This is a genomic window from Pyxidicoccus fallax, from assembly GCF_012933655.1.
Classification (GTDB): domain Bacteria; phylum Myxococcota; class Myxococcia; order Myxococcales; family Myxococcaceae; genus Myxococcus; species Myxococcus fallax.
The window spans coordinates 20959-44579 of sequence record NZ_JABBJJ010000063.1 but is presented as its reverse complement, the minus strand read 5'-3'; the positions used below and the strand labels follow the sequence as shown (position 1 = coordinate 44579).

1 protein-coding gene is annotated in these 23621 nt (G+C 72.1%); it reads right to left on the bottom strand.

Features of this window, described 5'->3' with window-relative positions; genetic code table 11:
* Positions 1-23534, bottom strand: a 23534-nt coding sequence (locus HG543_RS15825) for a non-ribosomal peptide synthase/polyketide synthase (RefSeq protein WP_169345601.1), incomplete at its 3' end; no start/stop codon positions are given.
* Between the last annotated feature and the right edge of the window lie 87 nt (positions 23535-23621).

Here is a 23621-nt window from a genome sequence, read left to right as displayed (position 1 = left end):
TGCCAGAGGGCGTAGTCGGCGTACTGCACCGGCAGCTCCGGCAGCGGCGAGGGCTGGCCGTGCAGGAAGGCCTCGTAGAGCGCGGCCACTTCGCGCACCAGCACGCCGGTGGACCAGCCGTCGGAGACGATGTGGTGCATGCAGACGAGCAGCAGGTGCTCGCTGTCGCCCAGCTTCAGCAGCTCGGTGCGCAGCAGCGGACCGGAGCTCAGGTGGAAGGGGCGCTGGGCCGCCTGGGTCGCCAGCTCGCGGGCCTGGGCCTCGCGCTGGTCGTCGGGCAGGGAGCAGAGGTCCACCACGGGCAGGCTCCAGGCGGGAGGCGGGTGGATGAGCTGCTGGGGAGCGCCGTGGGAGGTGGAGAAGGTGGTGCGCAGGGCCTCATGGCGGCGAACGAGCTCCTCGAAGGCACGGCGAAGGGCCTCGACGTGCAGAGGGCCGGACAGACGCAGGGCGGCGGGGATGTTGTAGGAGGCGCTGCCGGGCTTGAGCTGGTCGAGGAACCACAGGCGCTGCTGGGCGAAGGACAGTGGCAGCGCGCCCTCTCGCGGCTGAGGCGTGAGAGGAGGCGTGCGGGGGCCCTGCCGCGGAGCCTCGGACTGGAGGGCTGCGGCGAGCGAGGCGATGGTGGGGGACTGGAAGAAGCGCTCGAGGCGGACCTCGGTGCCGAAGGACTCCTCGACGCGAGCGAGCATGAGGACGGAGGAGAGGGAGGAGCCGCCCAGCTGGAAGAAGTTGTCATGCACGCCGGGGGCGGGCACCTCGAGCACCTCGGACCAGATGGCGGCGAGTGACTGCTCCACGGGAGTGCGCGGAGCGAGGAACTCGGCGGGAGGAGCCTCGGAGGAGGAGAGGAGCTGGGGCCGGAGTGGCGGTAGCTGGAGGGGCGCTTCCGGAGGCAGCTGGCTCAGGGCGCGGAAGGGGTTGGCGGCGATGCCCTCCAGCAGCGAGACGAAGTGGCCGGCCAGGCGCTGGATGGAGGCGGGCTCGAAGAGGTCGACGCAGTACTCGAAGCTGGCCTCGAGGGCACCGGCGTGCTCGACCAGGGTGAGCGACAGGTCGAACTTGGAGGTCTGGGTGGGGGCGGCGACGCCGTCCACGCGCAGGCCGGAGAGGGCCGGCGGACGAATCGGTGCGTTCTGGAGAGCGAAGGCGACCTGGAAGAGGGGAGAGCGGCTCAGGTCCCGCACCACGCCCAGCTCATCCACCAGCTGCTCGAAGGGAACATCCTGGTGCGTGAAGGCGCCCAGGGCCGAGTCCTTCACCTGGGCCAGAAGCTGGGTGAAGGTGGGGTCTCCCTCCAGGCGCGCACGGAGCACCAGCGTATTGACGAAGAAGCCGATGAGCGGCTCGGTCTCCTGACGCGTGCGGCCGGCGATGGGCGTGCCGACGCAGAAGTCCGTCTGGTCGGAGTAGCGCGACAGCAGCACCTGCCAGCTCGCCAGCAGCACCATGAAGAGAGTGGAGCCGGACTCGTGGGCCAGCTGACGCAAGGAGTCCGAGAGGTGCGCGGGGACGCTGAAGGAGAAGGCGGCGCCGCGGTGGCTCTGGAAGGCGGGGCGGGGCTTGTCGGTGGGGAGCGCCAGCGTGGGGGCGCCGTGCAGCTGCTGGCGCCAGTAGTCCAGCTGGGCCTGGAGGACGGGGCCGGCGAGCCACTGGCGCTGCCAGAGGGCGTAGTCGGCGTACTGCACGGGCAGCTCCGGCAGCGGCGAGGGCTGGCCGTGCAGGAAGGCCTCGTAGAGCGCTGCCACTTCGCGTACCAGCACGCCGGTGGACCAGCCGTCGGAGACGATGTGGTGCATGCAGACGAGCAGCAGGTGCTCGCTGTCGCCCAGCTTCAGCAGCTCGGTGCGCAGCAGCGGGCCGGAGCTCAGGTGGAAGGGGCGCTGGGCCGCCTGGGCCGCCAGCTCGCGGGCCTGGGCCTCGCGCTGGTCGTCGGGCAGGGAGCAGAGGTCCACCACGGGCAGGCTCCAAGCGGGAGGCGGGTGGATGAGCTGCTGGGGAGCGCCGTGGGAGGTGGAGAAGGTGGTGCGCAGGGCCTCATGGCGGCGGACCAGCTCCTCGAAGGCGCGGCGAAGGGCCTCGACGTGCAGAGGGCCCGCCAGACGCAGGGCAGCGGGGATGTTGTAGGAGGCGCTGCCAGGGGTGAGCTGGTCGAGGAACCACAGGCGCTGCTGGGCGAAGGACAGCGGCAGCGCGCCTTCACGCGGCTGAGGCGTGAGAGGAGGCGCACGGGGGCCCTGCCGCGGAGCCTCGGACTGGAGGGCTGCGGCGAGCGAGGCGATGGTGGGGGACTGGAAGAAGCGCTCGAGGCGGACCTCGGTGCCGAAGGACTCCTCGACGCGAGCGAGCATGAGGACGGAGGAGAGGGAGGAGCCGCCCAGCTGGAAGAAGTTGTCATGCACGCCGGGGGCGGGCACCTCGAGCACCTCGGACCAGATGGCGGCGAGTGACTGCTCCACGGGAGTGCGCGGAGCGAGGAACTCGGCGGGAGGAGCCTCGGAGGAGGAGAGGAGCTGGGGCCGGAGTGGCGGTAGCTGGAGGGGCGCTTCCGGAGGCAGTTGGCTCAGGGAGCGGAAGGGATTGGAGGCGATGCCCTCCAGTAGCGAGACGAAGTGGCCGGCCAGGCGCTGGATGGAGGCGAGCTCGAAGAGGTCGACGCAGTACTCGAAGCTGGCTTCGAGGGCGCCGGCGTGCTCGACCAGGGTGAGCGACAGGTCGAACTTGGAGGTGCCCGAATCGGCGAGCACCGGCTCCACGCGTACACCGGACAGGGCGGGCGGTGGCACGGGTGCGTTCTGGAGGGCGAAGGCGACCTGGAAGAGAGGAGAGCGGCTCAGGTCTCGCACCACGCCCAGCTCATCCACCAGCTGCTCGAAGGGGACATCCTGGTGCGTGAAGGCGCCCAGGGCCGAGTCCTTCACCCGGGCCAGCAGCTGGGTGAAGGTGGGGTCTCCCTCCAGGCGCGCGCGGAGCACCAGCGTATTGACGAAGAAGCCGATGAGCGGCTCGGTCTCCTGGCGGGTGCGGCCGGCGATGGGCGTGCCGACGCAGATGTCGTCCTGCTGCGCGTAGCGGCCGAGCAGGGATTGGAATGCGGCCAGCAGCACCATGAAGAGAGTGGAGCCGGACTCGTGGGCCAACTGGCGCAAGGAGTCCGAGAGGTGCGCGGGGACGCTGAAGGAGAAGGCGGCGCCGCGGTGGCTCTGGAAGGCGGGGCGAGGCTTGTCGGTGGGAAGCGCCAGCGTGGGAGCGCCGTGCAGCTGCTGACGCCAGTAGTCCAGCTGGGCCTGGAGGACGGGGCCGGCGAGCCACTGGCGTTGCCAGAGGGCGTAGTCGGCGTACTGCACCGGCAGCTCCGGCAGCGGCGAGGGCTGGCCGTGCAGGAAGGCCTCGTAGAGCGCGGCCACTTCGCGCACCAGCACGCCGGTGGACCAGCCGTCGGAGACGATGTGGTGCATGCAGACGAGCAGCAGGTGCTCGTCGTCGCCCAGCTTCAGCAGCTCGGTGCGCAGCAGCGGACCGGAGCTCAGGTGGAAGGGGCGCTGGGCCGCCTGGGCCGCCAGCGCGCGGGCCTGGGGCTCGCGCTGGTCGTCGGGCAGGGAGGAGAGGTCCACCACGGGCAGGCTCCAGGCGGGAGGCGGGTGGATGAGCTGCTGGGGAGCGCCGTGGGAGGTGGAGAAGGTGGTGCGCAGGGCCTCGTGGCGGCGGACCAGCTCCTCGAAGGCGCGGCGAAGGGCCTCGACGTGCAGGGGGCCGGACAGCCGCAGGGCGGCGGGGATGTTGTAGGAGGCGCTGCCGGGCTTGAGCTGGTCGAGGAACCACAGGCGCTGCTGGGCGAAGGACAGCGGCAGCACGCCCTCTCGCGGCTGGCGCGTGAGCGGAAGCACGTCGCTCGCGCCTGCTTCGGACCGGGCTTGCTCGATGCGCCTGGCGAGCTCCTCGAGCGTCGGTGCCTCGAAGAGGCTTCGCAGTGACAGCTCGAGCTGGAACGTGCCGCGGATCTGCGACAGGGCCTGGGTGGCCAGCAGCGAGTGGCCGCCCAGCGAGAAGAAGTCGTCGCTCAATCCCACGCGGTCGACGTGCAGCACCCGCTCCCAGATTCGCGCCAGGGCCTGCTGGACCGGTGTCCGTGGCGCGATGAAGTTCGCGCCCTCTCCCCGGAGTGTGCCCGGGGCCGGGAGCGCCCGGCGGTCCACCTTGCCGTTGGCGGTGAGGGGCAGGGCGTCCAGCAGCATGAAGGCCGACGGCACCATGTGCTCGGGCAGCCGCTGGCGGAGGAAGTCCCGCAGGGTTCCCGTGTCCGGTGCCTGCTCCCGGGACTCGTGAGTGACGGCGTAGGCCACCAGCCGGGTGTCGCCCGGCGCGTCCTGGCGCGCGATGACCACCGCCTCCTTCACCGCGGGGTGCTGGAGCAGGGCGGCCTCCACCTCTCCCGGCTCGATGCGGAAGCCACGCACCTTGACCTGATGGTCGATGCGCTGGAGGTACTCGAGCTGGCCGTCCGCGCGCCAGCGCACCCGGTCTCCCGTCCTGTACAACCTCGCTCCCGGGATGCCGGTGATGGCATCCGGGATGAAACGCTCGGCCGTCAGCTCCGGGCGGTTGAGGTAGCCGCGGGCCACCTGGACGCCACCGATGAACAGCTCTCCCGGAATGCCCACGGGCACGGGCCTCAGTGCCGCATCCAGCACGTACACGGGCACCCCGGGCAGCGGCCGGCCGATGGTCGGCGCGTCAGGGGACGTGTGGATGGCGCACGTGGTGGCGTCGACGGTGCACTCGGTGGGACCGTAGACGTTGAAGAAGTGGATGCGCGGGTGCCGGGCCAACTGGGCCCAGGTGGACACGTCCACCGCCTCGCCTCCCACCAGCACGCGCCGGAGCGTGTGCTCCGTGCGCTGGAGGAGCCCCTCGGCCACCAGCAGCCGCAGGTGGGCCGGGGAGCAGTCGAGCACGTTGAGTCCATCCCGCTCGATGCGCAGCAGCATCCGCGCGATGTCGCCACGGTCCTCCTCGGGCACGATGCACAGCGTGTGGCCATCCAGCACCTGGATGAGCTGCTTGACGGAGGCATCGAAGGACAGCGGCGCGTTGACGCTGACGCGCTCGGCGCCCTGGCTGCCGGCGTGGACGGTGGCGGCGAGGGCCTCGCGCAGGTGCAGCGCGGAGCGGTGGGAAATCATCACGCCCTTGGGACGCCCGGTGGAGCCCGACGTGTAGATGACGTAGGCGAGGTGGTCCGGCCGCACGGACAGGGGAGGCGCCTGGGTGCTCTCCGCCGAGAGCGCGTCGCCATCCGCGCCGAGGCAGAGGACGTGGGCGTCGCCCGTGGGCAGTGAGTCGCGCAGGTGCCGCTGCGTCAGGATGACCCGGGCCCCGGTGTCCCGGAACACGAAGGCCTTCCACTCGTGAGGGTAGGAGGGGTCCACGGGCACGTAGGCGCCGCCCGCCTTGAGCGTCCCGAGGATGGCGACGAGGGCCTCGACGGAGCGCTCCAGGCAGAGGACGACGGGGGCGTCAGGGACGACGCCGAGCGCCCGCAGCCGGTGGGCGAGCTGGTTGGCGCGTGCCTCCAGCTCCCGGAAGGAGAGGTGGGCCTCGCCGCGGATGACGGCCAGGGCGTCGGGCGTGCGTCCGGCCTGCTCCGAGAAGAGCTGCGGGAGGGTGGCCTGGGGCGGCGCCTCCCGCCGGGGGCTGTTCCACTCCACCAGGAGCTGGTGGCGCTCGGCCTCGGTGAGCAGGGACAGGTGACCGAGCGGGACGTCCGGCCGCGCGGCGGCCGCCACGAGCAGCCCCCGCAGATGGCCGAGCAGCCGTTGCACGGTGGCCGCGTCGAAGAGCTCGGCGTTGTAGCTCATCGAGGCAGCCAGGCCCGTGGGCTCCTCATCGAGCGTCAGGGTGAGGTCGAACTTGGTGGCGAGGCTGTCGGCATCGAGGACGTGGAAGTCCAGGCCGGGCAGCTCCAGACGGGCCCGCGGCTGGTTCTGCAGGACGAGCATGACCTGGAACAGCGGGGTGTGGCCGAGGCTGCGCAGGGGATTGAGCTCCTCCACGAGCCGCTCGAAGGGAATGTCCTGGTGGGAGTAGGCCTCCAGGGCGCTGTCACGGGTATGCCGCAGCAGCTCGCGGAAGCTGGAGCGCTCGTCGATGCGCGCCCTCAGCACGAGCGTGTTGACGAAGAAGCCCACCAGGGGCTCCATCTCGGGACGGGTGCGACCGGAGATGGGAGACCCGACGCAGACGTCGTCCTGGCCGCTGTAGCGGGAGAGCAGGAGCTGGAAGGCGGCCATCAGCACCATGAACGGGGTGGCCTTCTCCTGGTGGGCCAGCGCGTACAGGGGCTCCATCACCTCGAGGGGGAAGTGCTCCTGGAGCCGGGCGCCCTGGAAGCTGAGCACCGCCGGGCGGGGCTTGTCCGTGGGCAGCTCCAGCAGGGCGGGAGCCCCGGCCAGCTTCTGGCGCCAGTAGGCGAGCTGGGTGTCCAGCAGGTCGCCCTGCATCCACTGGCGCTGCCAGAGGGCGTAGTCGGCGTACTGCACCGGCATGGGCGGAAGCGACGGTTGCTGCCCGGCCGCGAAGGCCTGGTACAGCGAGACCATGTCCCGGATCATCACGCCCGTGGACCAGCCGTCGGAGATGATGTGGTGCATGGTGCACTGGAGCACGTGCTCACGAGGCCCCAGCTCCAGCAGCATCATGCGCACCAGCGGACCGTGAGCCAGGTCGAAGGGCCGCGCCGCGTCCTCGGCCGTCAGTCGCGACACCTCGGCCTCACGCGCGCTCGCGGAGAGCCCGCTCAGGTCGATGCGGGTGAGGCGCGGCGGCTCCTGGGAGATGACCTGCACGGGCCTCCCCTCGTCGGAGGGGAAGTGCGTGCGAAGCGACTCGTGCCGCTGGACGAGGCAGGTCAGGGCCTTGTCCAGCGCCTCCCGGTCCAGCGCCCCTTCGATGCGGAGCACCGCGGGGATGTTGTAGGAGGCGCTGCCGGGCTTGAGCTGGTCGAGGAACCACAGGCGCTGCTGGGCGAAGGACAGTGGCAGCGCGCCTTCACGCGGCTGAGGCGTGAGAGGAGGCGCACGGGGGCCCTGCCGCGGAGCCTCGGACTGGAGGGCTGCGGCGAGCGAGGCGATGGTGGGGGACTGGAAGAAGCGCTCGAGGCGGACCTCGGTGCCGAAGGACTCCTCGACGCGAGCGAGCATGAGGACGGAGGAGAGGGAGGAGCCGCCCAGCTGGAAGAAGTTGTCATGCACGCCGGGGGCGGGCACCTCGAGCACCTCGGACCAGATGGCGGCGAGTGACTGCTCCACGGGAGTGCGTGGGGCGAGGAACTCGGAGGGCGGAGCCTCGGAGGCGGTGAGCGGCTGGGGCCGGAGTGGCGGTAGCTGGAGGGGCGCTTCCGGAGGCAGTTGGCTCAGGGAGCGGAAGGGATTGGAGGCGATGCCCTCCAGCAGCGAGACGAAGTGGCTGGCCAGGCGCTGGATGGAGGCGGGCTCGAAGAGGTCGACGCAGTACTCGAAGCTGGCTTCCAGGGCTCCGTCCTGCTCCATCATCACGAGGTTGAGGTCGAACTTGGAGGTGCCCGAATCGGCGAGCACCGGCTCCACGCGTACACCGGACAGGGCAGGCGGTGGCACGGGTGCGTTCTGGAGGGCGAAGGCGACCTGGAAGAGAGGAGAGCGGCTCAGGTCCCGTACCACGCCCAGCTCATCCACCAGCTGCTCGAAGGGGACGTCCTGGTGGGCGAAGGCGGCCAGGGCGGAGTCCTTCACCTGGGCCAGCAGCTGGGTGAAGGTGGGGTCTCCCTCCAGGCGCGCGCGGAGCACCAGCGTGTTGACGAAGAAGCCGATGAGCGGCTCGGTCTCCTGGCGGGTGCGACCGGCGATGGGGGTGCCGACGCAGAGGTCCGTCTGGTCGGAGTAGCGCGACAGCAGCACCTGCCAGCTGGCCATCAGCACCATGAAGAGGGTGGCACCGGACTCGTGAGCCAGCTGGGTGAGAGCGTCGGTCAGCGAGGCGGAGAGGGAGAAGGAGAAAGCGGCGCCGCGGTGGCTCTGGAAGGCGGGGCGGGGCTTGTCGGTGGGAAGCGCCAGCGTGGGAGCGCCGTGCAGCTGCTGGCGCCAGTAGTCCAGCTGGGCCTGGAGGACGGGGCCGGCGAGCCACTGGCGCTGCCAGAGGGCGTAGTCGGCGTACTGCACCGGCAGCTCCGGCAGCGGCGAGGGCTGGCCGTGCAGGAAGGCCTCGTAGAGCGCGGCCACTTCGCGCACCAGCACGCCGGTGGACCAGCCGTCGGAGACGATGTGGTGCATGCAGAGGAGCAGCAGGTGCTCGCTGTCGCCCAGCTTCAGCAGCTCGGTGCGCAGCAGCGGGCCGGAGCTCAGGTGGAAGGGGCGCTGGGCCGCCTGGGCCGCCAGCGCGCGGGCCTGGGGCTCGCGCTGGTCGTCGGGCAGGGAGGAGAGGTCCACCACGGGCAGGCTCCAGGCGGGAGGCGGGTGGATGAGCTGCTGGGGAGCGCCGTGAGAGGTGGAGAAGGTGGTGCGCAGGGCCTCATGGCGGCGAACGAGCTCCTCGAAGGCACGGCGAAGGGCCTCGACGTGCAGAGGGCCGGACAGACGCAGGGCGGCGGGGATGTTGTAGGAGGCGCTGCCGGGCTTGAGCTGGTCGAGGAACCACAGGCGCTGCTGGGCGAAGGACAGTGGCAGCACGCCCTCTCGCGGCTGGCGCGTGAGCGGCGCGGCATCGGTTCGTTCCTCCCGGGCCAGCCGTTTCGCGAGGGCTTCCACGGTGGACGCCTCGAACAAGGCGCGCAGGGGCAGCTCCACGCCCAGCTCCGAGCGCACGCGCGAGACGACCTGCGTGGCCAGGAGTGAGTGGCCGCCCAGCGCGAAGAAGTCGTCCTGCACGCCCACGCGCGGCAGCCGCAGCACCTCGGCCATGAGCGCGGCCAGCTTCGCCTCCACGTCCGTGCGTGGTGCCACGTACGGCTGGGTGGAGTCAGGCGCCTCGGGCCGAGGCAGGGCCTTGCGGTCCACCTTGCCGTTGATGTTGAGGGGCAGGGCCTCCAGCACCATGAAGGTGGAGGGCACCATGTACTCGGGCAGCGCCCGGCGGAGGGACTGCTTGAGTGTGTCCACGTCCAGCGCGTGGCCCTGCCGCGGCACGACATGGCCCACCAGGCGCTTGTCGCCGCCGCTCCCGAGGGCCACCACCACCGCGTCCTTCACCGCCTCCTGCCGACGCAGCGCCGTCTCCACCTCACCCAGCTCGATGCGGAAGCCCCGCACCTTCACCTGGTGGTCGATGCGTCCCAGGAACTCCACGCGCCCATCCGGCAGGTAGCGCGCGAGGTCCCCTGTCCGGTAGAGCCGGCTGCCCGCGGGGCCGAAGGGATTCGGGATGAAGCGCTCGGCCGTCAGCGCCGGGTTGTGCAGGTACCCCCGCGCCAGGCCGGCGCCGGACGTGTACAGCTCTCCCGAGACTCCCACCGGCACCGGCCGCAGGTGCTCGTCCAGCAGGTAGACCTGGGTGTCGTCCAGCGGCCTGCCCAGGGGCACCGGGGCCCCGTCGCGCAGCTCCCTCACCGGCTCGCAGCAGGTGAAGGTGGTGTTCTCCGTCGGTCCGTAGCCGTTGATGAGCTGGCAGCCCGGGAGCGCCTGGAGCGCGCGCCGCACGTGCACGGGGGAGAGCACGTCGCCACCCGCCAGCAGGTGACGCAGCCCCTTCAGCGCGGCCAGGTGGTGGTCGACCATCTGGTGGAAGAGGGGCGCGGTCAGCCACAGCGTGGTGACCCGGTGGCGCCGCAGTTGCTGGCCGAGCTCCTCGAGGGAGAGCGCGCCGGCATCCGCCACGGCGACAGTGGCGCCGTTGAGCAGGGCCGCCCAGATTTCGAAGGTGGCCGCGTCGAAGGAGACGGGCGCGAACTGCAGCAGCACGTCGTCCGCGGTCAGGTGGATGTAACGGGTCGCACGCGCCAGGCGGACGACGGCCCCATGGGGAATGCAGACGCCCTTGGGGTGTCCCGTCGAGCCGGAGGTGTAGTTGATGTAGGCCAGCTGCTCGGCGGGGACGCGAGCGGTGGGGGAGGCCGGCTCACAGGCGGCAATCGCAGCGGCCTCCGTGTCCAGGCAGACGACTTGCGCCGAGGTCTCCGGCAGCCGGGCGCGGAGCGAGGAGGTGGTGAGCAGCAGCCGCGTGTGTGCGTCCTCCAGCATGAACGCGAGGCGCTCGCGCGGCGCGGCCAGGTCGAGCGGCAGGTAGGTACCACCGGCGTGCAGGATGGCCAGCAGGCAGATGACGGTCTCCGCCGAGCGCTCGAGGTACAGGCCGACGACGGACTCCGGCCCCGTGCCTTGCGACTGGAGGTAGCCGGCCAGCACGCGTGCGCGACGGGAGAGCTCCCGGTAGGAGAGGCGCTCGTCGCCCGCCACCAGGGCGGTGGCTTCCGGAGTGCGAGCGGCCTGCTCCTCGAAGAGCTCGTGGACGCAGCGGTGCAGCGGGTGGCCGGAGGCCGTGGCGTTCCACTCCACCAGCAGCTTCTGGCGCTCCTCGTCACCCAGCAGCGGCAGGGTCGCGAGCCGCTCCCCGGGCCTGGAGACGATGCCCTCCAGCAGCCGCTGGAGGTGTCCCACCAGGCGGGTCATCGTCGCCGCCTCGAACAGCTCGGTGCTGTACTCCAGCAGCGCGCTCAGCCCCTGGGGTGTCTCGGTGAAGTAGACGCTCAGGTCGAACTTCGCCGTTCGCCCCTCATACGCCAGCGGCGAGAGCGTCAGCCCGGGCAGCCGCAGCTCGCCCATGGGCGTGTTCTGCAGGGCCAGCAGTGACTGGAAGAGGGGCGTGTGGCTCAGGCTGCGCCCGGGCTGCAGCGTCTCCACCAGCTTCTCGAAGGGCACGTCCTGGTGCTCGTACGCCCGGAGGACGGTGCCGCGCACCCGCCGCAGCAGCGCGCGGAAGTCCTCCTCGCCATCCACCCGCTCGCGAAGCACGAGCGTGTTGACGAAGAAGCCGATGAGGGGCTCGGTCTCCTGGCGGGTGCGGCCCGCGATGGGCGAGCCGATGCCGAGGTCCGACTGGCCGGAGTAGCGGGCCAGCAGCACCTGCCACGCGGCCAGCAGCACCATGAAGAGCGAGGCGCCTTCCTGGTGCGCCAGCGTCTCCAGCGCCTCGCGCAGCTCACGCGAGAGGGCGAAGCCGAGCGAAGCGCCCGCGGTACCCCGGACGGCGGGGCGGGGCTTGTCGGTGGGCAGCTCCAGCGTGGGGACGCCGTGCAGCTGCTGGCGCCAGTAGTCCAGCTGGGCCTGGAGGACGGGGCCGGTGAGCCACTGGCGCTGCCAGAGGGCATGGTCGGCGTACTGCACCGGAAGCTCCGGCAGCGGCGAGGGGCGGCCCTGGGTGAAGGCCTCGTAGAGCGCGGCGACTTCCCGCACCAGCACGCCCATGGACCAGCCGTCGGAGACGATGTGGTGCATGCAGACGAGCAGCAGGTGCTCGCCGTCGTTCAGCTTCAGCAGCTGGGCGCGCAGCAGCGGACCGGCGCCCAGGTCGAAGGGACGCTCCTGGTCCTCGAGGACCCGGCGGCGGACCTCGGCGTCACGGCCCTCCGCCGTCATGGAGGTCAGGTCCACCAAGGGGAGGGGGACCGTGGACGGCCTGGCGATGACCTGGAGCGGCTGGCCCTCCACGGTGACGAAGGTGGTGCGCAGGGCCTCATGCCGGCGGACCAGCTCGGTGAAGCCGCGCTCCAGCGCCACGACGTCGAGCGGGCCCGTGAGCCGGAGGGCCGCGGGAAGGTTGTAGGAGGTGTCGCCCGGCGCGAGCTGCTGGAGGAACCACAGCCGCTGCTGCGCGAAGGAGAGGGGCACCGGGCCCGGATGCGCCTGGGCCTGGAGGGCGGGGACCGAGAGCCCCTCGCGGGCCTCGCGGAGGGCGTCGATTCGCCCAGCCAGCGCCTCCAGGGTGGGGAACTCGAAGACGTCGCGCACGGACAGCTCCACCTTGAAGGTGGAGCGGATTCGCGAGGCGGCCTGGGTGGCCAGCAGCGAGTGGCCGCCAGCCTCGAAGAAGTGGTCGTCCAGGCCCACCCGCTCCAGCAGGAGCAGCCCGGCCCAGAGGTCAGCGAGCCGCTGCTCGGTGGAGGTGCGAGGCGCCACGTACGCCTTCTCCCGCGCCTGCTCGGAGGCGCCAGGCGCGGGCAGGGCCCGGCGGTCCACCTTGCCATTGGGCGTCAGGGGCAGGGCCTGGAGCCGGACGAAGGCGGAGGGCACCATGTGCTCGGGCAGCGTCCGCTCGACGCGGACGCGCAGGTCGTCCTCCGTCAGTGTCTCGGCGGCCACGAAGTAGCCCACCAGCCGCGGACCGGTGCCGTCGTCGCGAGCCACCACCGTCGCGTCCCGCACCTCGGGGTGGGCGCGGAGCGCGGACTCCACCTCGCCCAGCTCGATGCGGAAGCCCCGCACCTTCACCTGCTGGTCCACCCGGCCCAGGTACTCGAGGCTGCCGTCCGGCAGGTACCGGGCCAGGTCTCCCGTGCGGTACAGCCGGCTCCCGGGCTCCCGCGCGAAGGGATTGGGCAGGAAGCGCTCCGAGGTCAGCTCCGGTCTGCCCAGGTAGCCGCGCGCCACGCTCGCTCCTCCGAGGTAGAGCTCGCCCGGTACGCCCACGGGGACGGGCTCCATCCACCCATCCAGGAGATACGCCTGCGTGTTGGCGACGGGCCGCCCGATGGGGACGGTCGCCCGCGCGTCGTTCCCCGCCGCGTACCGCGCGAAGGTGGCGTCGATGGTCACCTCCGTGGGGCCGTAGAGGTTGACCAGCGTCACCGAGGGCAGCCGCGAGCGCAGACGCTCACCCAGCTCGGGCGGCAGCGCCTCTCCACCGCAGAAGAGCCAGCGCAGGCTCGTGGCGCGGGAGAGCGCGTCCTCCTCCAGCAGTACCCGGAGCTGGGACGGAACGAGCTGGAGCACCGTCGCCTGGTGCCGCACCACCGTCTCCACCAGCGCGGCGGAGTCCCGGTGCGCGTGGGGCGCGGCCACCACCAGCCGCCCACCCGTCATCAGCGAGGCCCAGCACTCCCAGACGGAGGCATCGAAGCTGAGCGGCGTCTTCTGCACCACGCGGTCCGCCTCACCCAGGCCGAACTCGGAGGTGAACCAGTCCATGTGGTTGGCCAGGGCACCGTGGGTGACCTGCACACCCTTGGGCCGGCCCGTCGAGCCCGACGTGTAGATGACGTAGGCGAGGTGGTCGGCGGAGACGGGGACGTGGAGGGCGGTCTCCGGCTCACGGGAGATGGCCTCCCAGTCCGAGTCCAGGCAGAGCACCCGGGCGCTCCCCGGAGGCAGGAGCGCGAGCAGCCGCCGCAGGGTGAGGAGCACCGGCGGCGCGGCGTCCTGGAGCATGAAGGCCAGGCGCTCGGGCGGATAGCCCGGGTCGAGCGGGACGTAGGCGCCGCCCACCTTGAGGATGGCGAGCAGGCCCACCACCATCTCCAGGGAGCGCTCGACACAGAGGGCCACCCGCGCCTCGAGCCCGACGCCGAGCGCGCGCAGGTGGTGGGCCAGCTGATTGGCCCGGTGGTCGAGCTGGCGGTACGTCAGCCGGGCTCCCTCGAAGTCCACCGCGATGGCGTCCGGAGTCCGCGCGGCTTGGGCCTCGAACAGCCGGTGGACGCAGGTGTCGTGGGGGGAGGCCGCGCGGGTGTCGTTCCACTCGACGAGCAGCGTGTGACGCTCCTCCTCGCTCAGCAGGCCGCCCTGCTCGTAGCGCTCCTCGGGCCGCAGGGCCATGCGCTCCAGGGTCCGGGTGTAGTACCGGCCCAGCTCCTCCACCCGCGCCGGGTCCACGCCCGTGGAGCGCAGAATCAGGTGCAGCCGCGAGGTGCGCGGGTCGACGCTGAAGGTCGCGGAGAGCGGCAGCTCCAGCCGCTCGATGACCTGGGGCGGCTCCAGCAGCTCCAACCCCTCGAGCTGGGACAGCCCTCCGTAGACGTGGAAGTGGACGTAGTTGAAGAGCGTGGAGAACAGCGGCGCGCCGCCGTGCTGCTGTTGCAGCCGGGCCAGGGGATGGCGCCGGTGCGGCACCAGCTGCTGCTCACGGGCGAAGGTGGCCTGGACCAGCTCGCTCCAGGTCCCCCTGGAGAGCCGCAGGCGGAAGGGCACCGTGTTCAGGAACAGGCCGAGGACCCGCTCGCCATCGCGAACCTCGGGGCGCCCGTTCGACACCAGGCCGGTGACGACGTCCGTGCTCCCCTCCACCCAGCCCATCACTCGCAGGTGCGCGGCCAGGAGGACGCTCTTGAGCGGCACCGCGGTGGTGCGGGCGAGCCGTCTCAGGCCCTGGTGGACGTGCTCGGGCAGCGCGAGCCACTGCTCGTGGGACGCGGGCGCCGCCGCGCCTCCGGAAGCGCGGGACTCCCGCCACGAGGGCCGCGAGCGGGGCAGCTCTTCCAGCAGCTCCCCGAAGTAGCGCGTGCTCTGCTCCGAGCGCAGCGTCTGGCGCTCGAGCGCGATGAAGGCCTGGAACGAGGTGGCCAGCTCGGGGGGCTCCGCGGCCGACCCGGTCCGGAGCGCGAGGTACCGCTCGAACAGCTCGGTGAACATCGACGCCACGCTCCACCCGTCCAGGATGGCGTGGTGGAAGACGGCCGAGAACTGGACCGTGGTGTCGGTGCGCCGGTGCAGGGCGAGCCGCAGCAGCGGGGCCCGGGCCCAGTCGAAGGGCCGGCACCGCTCCTGCTCCAGCCACGCCGGCAGGAACGTCCGCTGCGCGTCGGCGTCCAGGTGCCGGAGGTCCTCGACATGCAGGGGGACCTCCACCGTCCGGTGCACGCGCTGGAGCGGCTCGTCATGGTCGGCCAGGTTGAACGAGGTCCGCAGCACCGGGTGGCGCGCGACGAGCCGGCGCACCGCCTCGCGGAAGGCGTCCTCGTCCAGGTCGAGCCCGAGGTGGAAGCTGAACGCGTCGTGATACAGCGCCGCTTCCGGGCTGTACGCGCTGCGGAAGAGCATGCCCGCCTGGAGCATGGACACCGGGTAGGCGTTCTCGACGTCTTCCGGCAGGCGCTCCCTGTCCGCCGGGGTGAGGAGCGCGAAGGGCATTTCGCTGCCCGGCTCGGGGACCTCGCTGCCGCCCCGCCCGAGCCGCTGGGCCAGCTCGCGAATCGTCTGGTGCTCCAGCAGCTCGCCGACGGACAGCTCCAGCCCCCGGGCCCGGCACCGGGCGACAATCTGGATGCTGCGGAGCGAGTCCCCGCCGAGCGCGAAGAAGTTGTCGTCACTGCCCACCGAGTCCAGGCCCAGGACGTCCGCCCACACCGCGGCCAGGACCTCCTCCGTCTCCGTGCGCGGCTGCTCGAAGGCCACGGACAGCTGGGGCCGCTCCGCGCTCACCTCGGGCAGCGCGCGCCGGTCCACCTTGCCGTTGGGTGTCAGCGGCAGCGTCTCCAGGAGGACCAGGGCGGAGGGCACCATGAAGACAGGGAGCTTCTCCCGCAGGAACAGGCGCACCTCGTCCATGGCCAGCGACGCGCCCTCGGAGAGGACCACGTAGGCGACCAGGGCCTTCTCGCCGGCGAGCTCCCGCACGACGACCGCCACCTCGCCGACGGACCGGTGCTGCCTCAGGGCGCTCTCGACCTCTCCCGGCTCGATGCGGAAGCCGCGAATCTTCACCTGCTGGTCCATGCGGCCGAGGAACTCGAGGCCGCCATCGCTCCGGTACCGGCACAGGTCTCCCGTCCGGTACATGCGCGCACCGGGGATTGGGCTGAACGGGTCCGGGAGGAAGCGCTCGGCGGTGAGGCCCGGCTGGTTGAGGTACCCGAGCGCCACGCCGGCCCCCCCGGTGAATAGCTCGCCGGGGGCACCCAGCGGCACCGGCTCCAGGGCCTCGTTCAGCAGGTACACCCGCGTGTCCGAGATGGGGTGCCCGATGGGCACGGTGGTCCGCAGCGCGGCGGGCTCCCTCACCGGGTAGCAGCAGGTGAAGGTGGTGTTCTCCGTCGGGCCGTAGCCGTTGATGACCGTGCAGCGGGGGTAGCGCTCCATCAGCTTGAGCACCTGCGGCGGGGACAGGACGTCGCCTCCCGCGAGCAGCTGCCGCACCGAGTCCAGGCCCGGCAGGTCCGCGTCGGCCACCTGATGGAACAGGCCGGCCGTGAGCCACAGCGTGCTCACGCGCTCCCGCTCGATGAGCTGGCCGAGCTCCTCCAGGGAGGGGGCGTGGGGCGGGAAGACGACGAGCCGGCCACCGTTGAGGAGCGCGCCCCAGATTTCGAGGGTGGACGCGTCGAAGGCCAGCGGCGCGAGCTGGAGGAGCGTCTCGTCGGGCCCCAGGCGGACGTAGTTCGCCTCGCGCACGAGTCGGACGACGCCGCGATGCGTGGCCGAGACGCCCTTGGGCCTGCCGGTGGAACCCGAGGTGTAGAGGACGTAGGCCTCCGTGTCTCCGCCCGCGCCAACGCCCAGGTTCTCCACGGGCTGGCGCGCCACGGCGCGCTCATCCAGGTCCAGGCACACCACCTGCGCCCACTGCGTGGGCATGGCGTCGGCCAGGTCGGATTGGCTGACAATCAGCGGCAGCCGGGCGTCCTCGATGAGGTACGCCAGCCGCTCGGCCGGGTAGGCCGGGTCGAGCGGGACATAGGAGCCGCCGGCCTTGAGGATGGCCAGCAGGCCCACCACCATCTCCAGCGACCGCTCCAGGCAGATGCCAACGCGTCCCCCGGGGGACAGGCCCAGCTGGCGCAGGTGGTGCCCGAGCTGGTTGGCCCGCTGGTTCAGCTGCGCGTAGGTGAGCTGGCTGCCCTCGAACGACACCGCCACCGCGTCGGGGGTCCGCTCCGCCCAGTCCTCGAAGAGGCGGTGGACGCCGGTCTCCCGGTCGGGGGAGGTGGGCGTCGTGTTCCAGTCCAGGAACCGCCTCCGCTCCTCCTCCGTCACGAGCGGCAGCGCGGCGATGCGCTGGTCCGGCGCCTTCACCACCGCGCGCGCCAGATTCAGGTAGTGCGCCCACAGGCGCGAGGCCCCGGCCGAATCGAGGAGGTCCGTGCTGTACTCGAGCGTGGCGGACAGCCCGTCCTCACCGGGGAAGAGGATGACGAGGAGGTCCCACCGGGCGGTGCCCATGCCCTCGCTCTCCATGGGCGTGAGCCGGAGCCCCGCGAGCTGCTGCGCGGGCAGGGGCGCGTTCTCCAGCACGAACTTCACCTGGAAGAGGGGCTGGCCGCCGGCGTCGCGCTCGGCCTTGAGCGCGCGCACCAGCTTCTCGAAGGGGACGTCCTGGTGCTCGTAGGCCTCCATCGCCACCCGGCGCACGCGCCCGAGCAGCTCGCGGAACGTGGGGCCGCCCGAGACATCGGTCCGCATCACCAGTTGGTTGGTGATGAGGCCGATGAGCGCCTCTGTCTCCACCCGCGTGCGGTTCGCGATGTCCGTGCCCACGGCCAGGTCGCTCTGGCCGGTGTAGCGGTGCAGCAGGACGTCGAAGAGCGCGAGCAGGCACATGAACAGCGTGACGCCCTCGCGCCGGCTCAGGGCCTCCAGCTCGCGGAGCAGCTCCGGGGGCAGGCCGAAGCGCCGCGTCTCGGCCCGGCGCGCACCGCTCGCGGAGCGCGGGAGGTCCGAGCGGAGCTGGAGCCGGGGAAGGTCATCGAGCTGCCGCGTCCAGTAGGCGAGCTGCTGCTCGAGGACGCCCCCCTCCAGCCAGCGCTGCTGCCACTGGCTGTAGTCCGCGTACTGGATGGGCAGCTCGCGCAGGGGCGAGGACCCGCCGCGGGAGAAGGCCTCGTACAGCGCCGCCAGCTCGCGCACGAAGACGCCAATGGACCAGCCGTCCGCGACGATGTGGTGCAGGGTGACGCAGAGGACGTGGTCGCTGGCGTCCCGCCGCAGCAGCAGCGCGCGCATGAGCGGTCCACGCACCAGGTCGAAGGGCCGCGACGCCTCTTCCCGGGCCAGACGGTGGATGCGCTCCTCGAGCTCCGGCTCGGAGGGCGCGCCGAGCTCCACCAGGGGCAGAGGGCGGGACCGGGGCGGCAGGACGTGCTGGAACGGCTGCCCGTCGGACTGGGGGAACACCGTCCTCAGGGCCTCGTGGCGCCGCTCCAACTCCTCCAGGCTGCGCTCGAGGGCGCGGATGTCGAGCGGGCCGCGCAGCCGGACCGCGCAGGGCATGTTGTAGGCCGGAGAGCCCGGGTGGAGCTGCTCGAAGAGCCACAGCCGCTCCTGGGCGAAGGACAGGGGGAGCTTCTCCGGACGCGGCTCGGGGCGGAGGGGTGGTGCCTCCGGCAGCCGCGCCCGCTGGTGGAGCGCGGCGTCGATGCGGGCCGCCAGCCCCGCCACCGTGAAGTCCTCGAAGAGCGCGCTCAGGGGCAGCTCCACCTGGAACGCGCCGCGAATCCGGGAGAGCACCTGGGTGGCGAGCAGGGAGTGGCCCCCCAGCTCGAAGAAGTCGTCGTGGATGCCCACGCGGCTCACGCCGAGCAGCTCGACCCACGCAGCGGCGATGCGCTCCTCGGTGGGGGTGCGCGGCATGACGAAGGGCGTGGCCTCTTCCAGCCACGCGTTGTCGGGCTCGGGAAGCGCCTTGCGGTCCACCTTTCCGTTGGGCGTCAGCGGCAGCGCCTCCAGCCGGACGAAGACGGACGGCACCATGTACCCGGGCAGTCGCTGCTGCGCGTGGAGCCGCAGGAGGCCCACGTCCAGCGTCTGTCGCGGCCGGGGGACGACGTACGCCACCAGCCGCTTGTCCCCGCCCGCATCGTCCCGGGCGGCCACCACCGCCTGCGACACGGCCGGGTGCTGGCCCAGCACCGCCTCGATTTCACCCAGCTCGATGCGGAAGCCCCGCACCTTCACCTGGTGGTCGACCCGGCCCAGGTACTCCACCGTGCCGTCCGCGCGCCAGCAGGCCAGGTCCCCGGTCCGGTACAGCCGCGCTTCTGGCTCGCCACCGAGCCAGTCCGGGAGGAAGCGCTCGGCGGTCAGCTCCGGCCGGCCGAGGTAGCCACGCACCACGCCCGCGCCGCCGATGTACAGCTCCCCGGCCACCCCCACCGGCACGGGCTGCAGCTGCGCATCCAGGATGTAGAACGTGGTGTTCGCAATGGGCCTGCCGATGGTGACGGGCCCGTCCGCTTCCACCCGGTGCGTGGAGGACCAGACGGTGGTCTCCGTCGGGCCGTACATGTTCAGCACCGACGGCACGGTGCGCGCCAGCTCCGTCGCCAACGCGGGTGGGAGCGCCTCACCGCCGACCAGCAGCTGCCTCAGCGTGGAGAGTGCCTCCCGCGACGAGGGCTCGCGCACCAGAGCCCGCGCCAGCGAGGGCGTGCACTGCAGGTGCGTGACGCGGTGCCGCCGGATTTCCGAGGCGAGGCCATCCACCGCGCCCGCGTCGGCCACCACGACCCGGAAGCCCCGGCTCAGCGTCCAGAACAGCTCCAGCACGGAGATGTCGAAGGAGATGCTCGTCACCGCCAGCCAGACGCCCGCCTCGGACGTGTCCAGCCTCGCGTCCATGCCCGCGAAGAAGTTGAGGACGTTCCGGTGCCGCACCACCACGCCCTTGGGCCGGCCGGTGGAGCCCGAGGTGTAGATGACGTACGCGGCGTTGTCCGGCCGCGCCCCGCCGTGCATGGCCGCCGCCTCGCCAGCGGACACCTCCAGCGCGTCCAGGCACACCACCGCGCCCTCGTGGGGGAGCTCTCCCAGATGGTGTTGCTGCGTCACCAGCACCGCCGCGCCCGAGTCCTTCAGCATGAAGGCCAGTCGCTCGCGCGGGTACGTCGGGTCGAGCGGCACGTAGGCCCCGCCCGCCTTCAGCACGCCCAGCAGGCCCACCACCATGTCCAGCGAGCGGTCCACGCAGAGGCCGACCCGGACCTCCGGGCCCACCCCGAGCGCGGTGAGCCGCGCCGCCACCTGGTCGCTGCGCAGGTCCAGCTCACGGTACGTGAGGGAGGCCTCCTGGAAGCAGACGGCCACCGCGTCCGGCGTGCGCCGCGCCTGCTCCTGGAACAGCACCGGCACGCCGACGTCGTCGCGGTGGTCGAGGCGCGTCTGATTCCAGTCCCGCAGCACCAGCCGCCGCTCGTCGTCCGTCAGCAGCGGCAGCTCCGACAGGCGTCGGTCCGGCGCGGTGACGATGCCCTCCAGCAGCGTGCGGAAGTGGCCCACCCACCGGTCCACGGTGGCCGCCTCGAACAGGGTGCGGTTGTACTCCAGCACGCCGGTGAAGCCCTCCGCGGTGTCGTCGAGCAGCAGGCTCAGCTCGTACGCCGCCGTGCCCGTGTGGACCTCCACACGGCTCGACTGGAGCCCGGGCAGCGCCGGAGTGCCCGCGTCGCCCTGGAGGACGAACAGCACCTGGAACAGCGGCGAGTGGCGCGGGCTGCGCTTGGGACGCAGCGCCTCCACCAGCTTCTCGAAGGGCGCCTCCTGGTGGGCGTACGCCCCCAGCGCCACCTCGCGCACCTGGCCCAGCAGCTCGCGGAAGGTCCGCTCTCCCGAGAGCTCCGCCCTCAGCACGACGAGGTTGAAGAACAAGCCGATGAGCTCACGGAGCTCGGCGCGGGCGCGGCCGGCGATGGCCGTGCCCACGCTGATGTCCGTCTGGCCCGAGTGGCGGTGCAGCAGCGTCTGGAAGGCCGCCAGCAGCAGCATGAAGGGCGTGACGCCCTCGCGCTGGCAGAGCGCCTTCACCGCCGCCGACAGCTCCCGTGACAGCCGCACCGGCCGGGTGGCGCCGAGGAACGTCTGCACGGCCGGGCGCGGGTGGTCCGTGGGCAGCTCCAGCGCCGGCGGCGCGCCCGCGAGTCGCTGGCGCCACCACTCGAGCTGCGCGTCGAGCGCTCCGCCCTGGAGCCAGTCCCGCTCCCAGAGCGCATGCTCACCGTACTGGAGGGGCAGCTCCTTCAAGGGCGAGGGCCGCCCGGCGGAGAAGGCGCCATGGAGCGCCGCCAGCTCCCGGAGGAGGACGCCCATGGACCAGCCATCCGAGATGATGTGGTGCAGCGTCGCCAGCAGCAGGTGCTCCCGCTCGCCCAGCCGGAGCAGGGTGGCTCGCAGCAGCGGGCCGTGGGCCAGGTCGAAGGGCCGTCGCGCCGCTTCCTCCAGCCTCCGCCGCGCCTCGGCCTCCCTGGAGGCGCCGGGCGGCACGTCGAGCGACACCACCTCCAGCGAGAAGCGCGCCACGGGCGAGACGACCTGCACCGGCTGGCCGTCCCGGACCTCGAAGGTGGTGCGCAGGGACTCGTGTCGCCGGACCAGCTCCTCGAAGGCGCGCTCCAGTGCCCGCACGTCGAGCGGCCCCTCCAGCCGCAGCGCGCCGGGGATGTTGTAGAGGGCGCTGCCCGGTGCGTGTTGCTCGAAGAACCACAGCCGCTGCTGGGCGGACGTCAGCGGCAGCTCCCGTCGCTCCGGCGTGCGTCGGGGGGACGAGGGCGGAGCCAGCGCGGGGATGGCCGGCTTCACCATCGACTTCAAGGTGAAGAGCTGCCACGCGAGCTGCGACAGGGTGGGGCCCTGGAGGAGCACTTCCATCTGGAAGGGCACGCCCAGGCCCTGCTCGATGCCGTGGGCCAGCTCCACGGCCGACAGCGAGTCGAGGCCATGGCTCGTGACAGGGACGTGCGGGTTGATGTGCTCGCGCCCCAGCTTCAGTCGCTCGGCGAGCAGGTCCACCAGCCAGGCCTCGATGCCCTGGGCCGTGCTCAACGAGCGCGGGTCGGTCCGCGCGGGCTCCTGGCGCGGCGCGGGGGGCGTGGGGGCCTCTCCCCGGGTGGGGGCGTCCGTGCGCCGCCACGCGTGCACGACGCGCAGCTCCTCCGCGAGGAACGCCGCCCGGCAGGCATGCCGCTGAATCTTGCCGCTCGATGTCTTCGCGATGCTGCCGGACTCGACGAGCACCAGCGCGTCGAGGGGCGCCTCATGCTCCTCGGACACGCGCTGGCGGACGGTGGCCACCACCTCGGCCGGCTCCACCTGCTTGCGGGTGTCGAGCTCCTGGACGACGACCAGTCGCTCCTCCCCGTCCACCTCGACGGAGAAGGCCGCGCCGCAGCCCGGCCGCAGCGCGGGATGGCTCCGCTCCACCGTCAGCTCGAGGTCCTGCGGGTAGAGGTTGCGCCCGCGCAGGATGATGAGGTCCTTGAGACGCCCCGTGACGAGCACCTCGCCGTCCTCCATCATCGCGCCCAGGTCTCCGGTGCGAAGGTACGCCGGGGCGGTGCCTCCCTGGGTGGGGCGCGCGTGGAAGGTGCGTGCCGTCTCCTCCGGCTTGCGCCAGTAGCCGCGCGCCACGCTCGGCCCGCTGACCCACAGCTCACCCACCCGTCCCGGCGCGCAGGGCGCGAGCGTCTCGGGGTCGACGACGAGCAGCTCCTGGTCCGGCAGCACCCGGCCGCACGCCACATGGGTGCGTGCCCCCGGAGCGCCCGGCGTGGCCGGCACCACCTGATGGTGGACCAGCGCCCCGGCATCCAGGGTGTGAAGCACGGGCGCGCGCGCCGCCTCGCCGCCGGTGACGATGAGGGTGCCCTCCGCCAGGCCGTAGCACGGATAGAACGATTCGCCGCGGAAGCCGCCTGGCGCGAAGGCCTCCGTGAAGCGCTCCAGCGTCTCCGCCCGGATGGGCTCGGCGCCGCAGAAGGCCACCTGCCAGTGGCTCAGGTCCAGGCGCTGGCGCTCCTCGGGGGTGCTCCTGCGGACGCACAGGTCGAAGGCGAAGTTGGGGCCGCCGCTGATGGTGCCCCGGAAGCGGGAGATGGCCTCCAGCCAGCGCATCGGGCGGCGGAGGAAGGACAAGGGCGACAGCAGCGCCGTCTCGATGTTCGCGAAGAGCGGCTCCAGGATGCCGCCGATGAGGCCCATGTCGTGGTACGGCGGCAGCCAGATGACCCCCACGCTCTCGCGCGGGCGCACCTGGAAGGCCTGGGAGATGAGCCGCAGGTTGTGCAGCAGGTTGTCATGCGTGAGCATGACGCCCTTGGGCGTGCCGGTGGAGCCGGAGGTGTACTGGAGGAAGGCCAGGCTCTGCCCGGAGAGTCCTTCCGGGCGGGACCAGCGGGAGCCCAGCTCCTCGGGCAGCTCGTCCGTCGCGAGCCAATGGAGCGCGCGGAAGTCCGGGGCCTGCTCGAAGACGAACTCCGTCATCGACAGGATGCCGGACGTCGTGAGCACCATCGAGGCCTGCGCGTCCTGGATGATGGCGCGGAGCCGCGGCAGCGTGCGGTCCAGCCGCACCGGGTCCGGCGGGTAGGCGGGCACGGCGACCACCCCGGCGTAGAGGCACCCGAAGAAGCCCGCCACGTACTCCAGCCCCGGCGGATAGAGCAGCAGCACCCGCTCTCCGGCGGGCACCCGCTCCCGCAGCGCCACGGCGATGCGCCGCGCTCGCGCGTCCAGTTCCGCGAAGCTCAGCGTCTCCTCCTCGCCTTCCTCGTCCCCCAGGAACGTGAAGAGCCGCCGCGCGCCTTCCGAGCTGGCGCGGTATTGGAGGAGGTCCACGAGCGAGGGCAACGACATACCGGGGAATGCGCTCATCGGCTGATTTCCAGAAGGAGGAGTCTCGGGGTCGCGTTGTGTCTGCGGACGCCGTCTGGAGATGCGCGATGTGCACGCCGCCGTCGC